Annotated in this window: 7 protein-coding genes; 4 read left to right on the forward strand and 3 right to left on the reverse strand. The window is 71.1% G+C overall.

Translation table 11 applies throughout. The features are described from left to right. Positions 1–151 precede the first annotated feature (151 nt). Together G6039_RS29440 and G6039_RS29445 are read right to left on the reverse strand one after the other, a co-directional pair. On the reverse strand, positions 152–823 hold the full coding sequence (locus tag G6039_RS29440) for an SDR family oxidoreductase (RefSeq protein WP_043799138.1): 672 nt from the start codon (positions 821–823) through the stop codon (positions 152–154). A gap of 9 nt (positions 824–832) precedes the next feature. Continuing rightward, entirely contained in the window at positions 833–1,495 is a 663-nt protein-coding gene (locus G6039_RS29445; RefSeq protein ID WP_206531467.1) for a SanA/YdcF family protein, read from the reverse strand. Positions 1,496–1,534: 39 nt separating this feature from the next. On the opposite strand from G6039_RS29445, the gene G6039_RS29450 reads away from it, so the two are divergent. After that, positions 1,535–2,563 carry a PHP domain-containing protein gene (locus G6039_RS29450; protein ID WP_006947543.1) on the forward strand — a complete coding sequence of 343 codons (1,029 nt, stop codon included), beginning with the start codon at positions 1,535–1,537 and terminating at the stop codon, positions 2,561–2,563. A gap of 4 nt (positions 2,564–2,567) precedes the next feature. Here G6039_RS29450 and G6039_RS29455 read toward each other — a convergent pair whose 3' ends face one another. Continuing rightward, entirely contained in the window at positions 2,568–3,455 is an 888-nt protein-coding gene (locus G6039_RS29455) for a spermidine synthase (protein ID WP_043799140.1), read from the reverse strand. Here G6039_RS29455 and G6039_RS29460 point away from each other — a divergent pair. The 3 genes from G6039_RS29460 (at position 3,454) to G6039_RS29470 (ending at position 5,428) form a co-directional block, all read left to right on the forward strand. Beyond that, positions 3,454–3,714 carry a four helix bundle protein gene (locus G6039_RS29460; RefSeq protein ID WP_043799142.1) on the forward strand — a complete coding sequence of 87 codons (261 nt, stop codon included), beginning with the start codon at positions 3,454–3,456 and terminating at the stop codon, positions 3,712–3,714. The two genes, G6039_RS29455 and G6039_RS29460, sit on opposite strands and share 2 nt — an antisense overlap. Before the next feature lie 425 nt (positions 3,715–4,139). Further along, complete coding sequence (locus tag G6039_RS29465) at positions 4,140–4,967, forward strand: alpha/beta fold hydrolase (protein ID WP_050036205.1); 828 nt, start codon at positions 4,140–4,142, stop codon at positions 4,965–4,967. An 86-nt stretch (positions 4,968–5,053) separates the two neighbouring features. After that, positions 5,054–5,428 (forward strand): helix-turn-helix domain-containing protein, encoded by a 375-nt coding sequence (locus G6039_RS29470; protein ID WP_050036204.1) that lies wholly within the window; start codon positions 5,054–5,056, stop codon positions 5,426–5,428. Positions 5,429–5,551: the final 123 nt, after the last annotated feature.

Raw genomic sequence — 5,551 nt, forward strand, 5'->3', positions numbered from 1 at the left:
CCCCCGCCGCCTGCGCCGGAGCCGCTTCCCCCTGCTCCGGCACCTGCTCCGGCGCCTGCCCCGGCGCCTGCCCCGCCGCCACCACCGCAGATCCGCATCCAGCTGCCGAACGGGGCGCCGGTCGTGATTCCGCTGCCGTTCTGACGACGGCTCAGCGGGGCCGCAGCACGATCTCCGTCGGGTGCGCGTCGGCCGGTGTCTGGACCGCCTGGCGCACTGCGCGCGCCACGGTCGACGCCTTCAGGAAGCGTTCCGGTTCGTAGGTCCGGCCCTCGCTCGCGACGATCGCACGCTGCATGTCGGTGTCGATCCGGCCAGGATGCACCGATGTCACTCGCAGCGCCGGCTCCTCCTGCCGCAGGACGTCGGAGAACGCGCGCAACGCGAACTTGCTGGCGGCGTACGCACCCCAGCCGGCCTTCGCGTTCAGCCCGGCCCCCGAGTTGAGCAGCACGACATGGCCGTTCGCGGCCCGCAGCGCCGGCAGGAGCAGACGCGTCAGCTCCACCACCGCCACCACGTTCGACTCGAACATCTCCCGCCACTGCGCGATTCCGCCGTCGGCGATCGTCCCGAGCTCGGCGAGGCCCGCGTTGTGTACCAGCACGTCCAACCGGTCGATGCCCGAGCAGGCCGTGGCCACCGCCTCGTGGTCGAGCAGGTCGACCGGCCACGGCACCGCCTCCGGGATCTCCTCGCAGATCGCCCGGAGCGACTCCGCGCGCCGGCCCCCGAGCAGCAGGTCGTGGCTGGGGGCGAGTTCCCGGGCGATGGCGGCGCCGACGCCGCGGCCGCCACCGGTGATCAGGGCTGAAGGTCGCATGCGACGACCCTAGGCGAGGATCCCGGTCGACGCGCCGTCCGCGGCCGACCCCACGCGCGGCGGCCGCGGAAAGTGCATCTCCACAAGCGCTTTCGGCCGCGACAGCAGATACTCGCGCAGCACGTTGCGCACCCGGGTGCGCAGCCGGCAGTCGCACCCGGCCACCACGCCGGCCATGTCGATCCCTGCGCGCCGCCCCAGCGCGACGGCCCGCGGAAGATGGAAGTCCTGGGTGGCGATCAGGGCCGTCGTCACGCCGTAGACCTGTGCGGCGCGATGGCAGGTGTCGTATGTGTCGAGCCCGTAGGGGTCGGTGGCGATCACTTCCCGTCCCACGCCGTGCGCCACCAGATAGCCGGTCATCGCCGCGATCTCGTCCCCGGACCGGCCCCCCGCGTCGCCCGAGACGAGCACGCTGCGGGCGCGGCCGTCCGCGAGCAGAGCGACGGCGACGTCGAGGCGCCCGCGCAGCATCGGCATGGGCCATCCATTCCGGACCCGGGCACCCGGCACGATCACCACCGGCGCCGTCGGCGCGTCGGCGAGGGTGTACAGCCGCCCCGCCGCGGGCGCCGCGACCCGGGCCGAGACCCCGGCCAGCGCCAGCGTCCCTCCGGCCACCCCGATCGCGGTTCCGGTCACCTTCCGCCGCCACCTCGCATTTGTGCGCATGTGCCCCACGCTACGGACCGCCGTGGCGAGAATGGACGCATGGACCCGGTGGACGCCCTGCGGGAGGTCGCGTTCTGGCTCGAACGCGACCGGGCCGAGAGCTACCGCGTGAAGGCCTACCGCCACGCCGCCGACGTCGTCGCCCGGTTGAGCCCCGAGCAGCGCGCCGCACGGCGCCGTACGGACAGCTGGACCGCCCTCGCCGGCGTCGGCCCGAAGACCGCCACCGTGATCCGGGAAGCCTTCGACGGGGTGCCCGCGTACCTGCAGCAGCTGCGCGCGGAGGCCGAGCCGATCGGCCGCGGCGGCGCGGAACTGCTGGAGGCCCTGCAGGGCGATCTCCACGTGCATTCGGACTGGTCGGACGGTGGCAGCCCGATCGCCGAGATGATGCGGACCGCCGCGGCACTCGGGCGCCGATACTGCGCGCTCACCGACCATTCCCCCCGGCTGAAGGTGGCCAACGGGCTCACGGCCGAGCGGTTGCGCACCCAGTTGGGGGTCGTCGCCGACCTCAACCGCGTCCTCGCGGACAGCGGCCGCCCCTTTCGCATTCTCACCGGGATCGAGGTGGACATCCTCGACGACGGCACCCTCGACCAGGACGAGGGTCTGCTCGCCGAACTCGACGTCGTGGTGGCGAGCGTGCACTCGAATCTGCGGGCCGACCGGGCGGTCATGACGAAGCGGATGCTGAAGGCGGTGCAGAACCCGCACGTCGACGTGCTCGGGCACTGCACGGGCCGGCTGGTGCAGGGTGGTCGCGGCACCCGCCCGGAGTCGCGGTTCGACGCCGAGGCGGTGTTCTCGGCGTGCCGCGACCACAGCACCGCGGTGGAGATCAACGCGCGCCCCGAGCGGCAGGACCCGCCCGAGCGGCTGATCGACCTCGCACTGAATCTCGGTTGCCGCTTCGCGATCGACACCGACGCGCACGCGCCCGGGCAGCTGGACTGGATCGGGTACGGCTGCGAACGGGCCGCCGAACGCGGGGTCGAAGCCGGGGACGTGATCAACACGTGGCCGGTCGAGGACCTGCTCGCCTGGACGGCCGGCCGGACGGGTTGACGGGTCAGCCGGTGGCCACCTCGTCGGCCGGGACCGTGGCCGGCGGGCGGCACTCGGCGTCGAGGAGGACGCGGGCGTCGGCGGCGAACCGGCGGACCTGTGCGTCGGTCCAGACCTGGGCGGGCACTCCCCCGCCGAGCAGGTCCCTGGCCAGGGCCGGGGACTGCCCGAGCGGTGCGTCGCTGCCGGCGATGACGATGTTGCCGTAGCGGCGGCCCTTGAGCATCGCCGGATCCGCGATGATCGCGGTGTGCTCGAAGATGCTGCCGATGGTGGCCGCCTCCCGCCGGGCGGTGGTCAGATCCCGGGTGTCACCACAGTTGACGACGTAGACGCCGCCCGCATCGAGCACCCGGCGGGCGTGCCGGGTGAACTCGACCGTGGTCAGCGCGACGGGCGTCCGGTTGATCGCGAAGACGTCGCGGACGATCACGTCGCGGGTCGCGTCGGTCAGCGAGGCGAGGACCGCCCGCGCCTCCCCCACCCGGATCCGCAGCAGCGGGGCACGGGGCAGGTCGAACCAGTCCCGGACGAGTTCGGCGAGCCGGCCGTCGATCTCGACCACCACCTGCCGCGCGTTCGGATAGGTGGCGGCGAGGTAGCGGGCCATGGAACAGGCCCCTCCGCCGAGGTGCAGCACGCGCAGCCGCTCGTCCCGGGGCCGCTGTGATTCGAGCAGTTGCGCGATCCACCGCATGTACTCGAATTCGAGCAGCGTGGGATCGGCGAGATCGATGTGGGAGCTGGGCACCCCGTTGACCTCGAGCACCCAGCCGTCCGGCAGGTACCGGTCCTTGACGAGCTCGCAGGTGCCGGTGTCGATGTCGTAGATGCCCTCGGCCGGACCGCGACCGGACCCCGGCGCGGCCCGACGCTCCCGCTGCCTGCCCATGACATCGAGGGTAGCCGGGCCGCGAGGGCCGTCGGGATCCGGTCTCCGGGCGCGCTCGGTCGGCGCGCTCCGAGGGTTCCTGGCCGAGGGAACCGAGCGCGCCTACGCGAAGGACTACCGACTGTTCTTCGGGTTGCTGTATCGGCGCGAGAAGTACTGGGACGAGACCGATTACGAGGAGATCTACGACGACGAGTTGTGGCGTCGGCGGTCGGTGGACAACTCGCGCCGCATCGGCGGCAGCACATGGGCGCGGTAGTTGTCTGTGTTCAAGCACGGGATTTGTTGTGCGACAGTGGTTTACAGCTGTATGGAGGTGGGGGACCGCTGCCACCGGACGGCGTGGGAGGACCGCCTCGACCGTCGCGTGAGGACCCGATCCGGGTGATCGGCGAAAGGGAACGCCCCCTCCCGCCGCCCACGGCGTGTCCCGCTCTGTGTCATCGGGTTCATGGTGCATCGCCGGTGTCGCGCGTGAGGGCCTACGTGAGCGCACGGAATGTCGGATATGTTGTCCGACAATGTCTCTGCGCAGCAGGGCTGCGGCTCGCCGACCGCCCCCCGTCCGGCGAGCCTGGTAGCTCTCTAGCTGATGTGAAGCTTGCAAGCAAGCACTCCGAGGGGCGACTGTCTCACAGTCGCGTTGCACTCCAGGCGCGGGGTCAACCGAGAGGCGGTCATCCCATGCAGAAGAAGACGCCGAGCGCTTCGACGCTGGAAGAACCACAGTTCATGAAGACGGCGGGGCTGCGTGTCCGCTACCGAGTCCGGGGCGACGGGCCGGCCCTGCTGATGATCAACGGTATCGGCCTCCCCCTGGAGTTCTGGCGTCCACTCGAGGCCCGGCTCGGGCGGTTTCGGACCATCACGGTCGACCCGCCGGGCTCGGGGCATTCCTCGGTCCCCCGCGGCCGCTTCGGCGTCCGCGAGCATGCGGGCGTCATAGATGATCTCCTCGAGCACCTCGGGATCGACTCGGCCGGCGTGCTCGGCCTGGCGTTCGGCGGGATGGTGGCGCAGGAGCTGGCGCGCCGGAGTCCCGGACGCGTCGAGAGGCTCGCGCTTGCCTCGACGAACTGCGGCCTGGGCGGCATGCCCAGCCCGCCGAGGGCGCTGACCGCCGTCTTCAACCCGGTGAGCTTCTACTCCCCGGCGTATTTCCGCAAGGTCGCCCCGCTGATCTACGGCGAGGGGATCGTCGACGATCCCGCGCTCCTCGACGAGCACCTCGAGATCCGCCGGGACTGCCGGCCGTCGTTGCGGGGCCATGTCGTCCAGCTCCGCGCGGCCTTCGAGTGGACCAGTCGACCGTGGCTGCGCCACCTGCCGATGCCCGTGCTCGTGATCGCGGGGAGCGACGATCGGCTCGTGCCGACCGTCAACGGCCGGATCATCGCCAAGGCCGTCCCTCACGGCCGCCTGGAGATCATCGACGGGGGCAGCCACCTGTGCGTGCTCCAGGAGACCGCCCGGGCGGCGCAGCTCATCGGGGACTTCCTCGATGAGGACTGAGCCGGCCGCGCCCTGCGATACTGCGCACGTGTTCCACGGGCTTCGAGCGTGTGTTCAGCCCCGAGCGTGTCAGTAAACTCGCGTGTATGAGGAGACCGTCGGCACAGCTCGGGGAAATCATCCGACGGCAGCGAGAATTCAACAAGTTCACCCTGCGGCAGTTCGCCGAGATGGCCGGGATCTCGAATCCGTACCTCTCGCAGATCGAGCGCGGACTGCGCGCCCCCTCGGCAACCGTCATCGATGCCATCGCACGCTCGCTGAACATCAGCGCCGACATTCTCTACGAGCAGGCCGGCTTTCCCGTGGGCGACCGCGAGGGCGACGACGCACGTGCACGAATCGAAGCCGCCCTCGAGGCCGACCCGGCCCTCGCGCCTCGACAGCGACGCGCCCTGATGGAGATCTACGACGCCATGGTGATGGCGGGTCCGGTTCCTCGCCCGCGCCGCCGCAGTTAGAGCGTGTCTTGTATGGGTCGGATCCTGTGTACGGCATGATGCATGGCGTGGTCGATGCGTTGTCTACTCGGTTGGTGCCGGATGCGTTGTGGGAGATCGTCGAACCGCTGCTGCCTCGGTTCT

This window comes from Rhodococcus aetherivorans (assembly GCF_011058165.1).
GTDB classification, from domain to species: domain Bacteria; phylum Actinomycetota; class Actinomycetes; order Mycobacteriales; family Mycobacteriaceae; genus Rhodococcus; species Rhodococcus aetherivorans.

Bases quoted from the DNA above. Each gene is read 5' to 3' on its own strand.
- G6039_RS29450 (WP_006947543.1), top strand. From the start codon at position 1,535: ATGGACCCGGTGGACGCCCTGCGGGAGGTCGCGTTCTGGCTCGAACGC.
- G6039_RS29465 (WP_050036205.1), top strand. From the start codon at position 4,140: ATGCAGAAGAAGACGCCGAGCGCTTCGACGCTGGAAGAACCACAGTTC.
- G6039_RS29445 (WP_206531467.1), bottom strand. From the start codon at position 1,495: ATGCGCACAAATGCGAGGTGGCGGCGGAAGGTGACCGGAACCGCGATC.
- G6039_RS29440 (WP_043799138.1), bottom strand. From the start codon at position 823: ATGCGACCTTCAGCCCTGATCACCGGTGGCGGCCGCGGCGTCGGCGCC.
- G6039_RS29470 (WP_050036204.1), top strand. From the start codon at position 5,054: ATGAGGAGACCGTCGGCACAGCTCGGGGAAATCATCCGACGGCAGCGA.
- G6039_RS29455 (WP_043799140.1), bottom strand. From the start codon at position 3,455: ATGGGCAGGCAGCGGGAGCGTCGGGCCGCGCCGGGGTCCGGTCGCGGT.
- G6039_RS29460 (WP_043799142.1), top strand. From the start codon at position 3,454: ATGACATCGAGGGTAGCCGGGCCGCGAGGGCCGTCGGGATCCGGTCTC.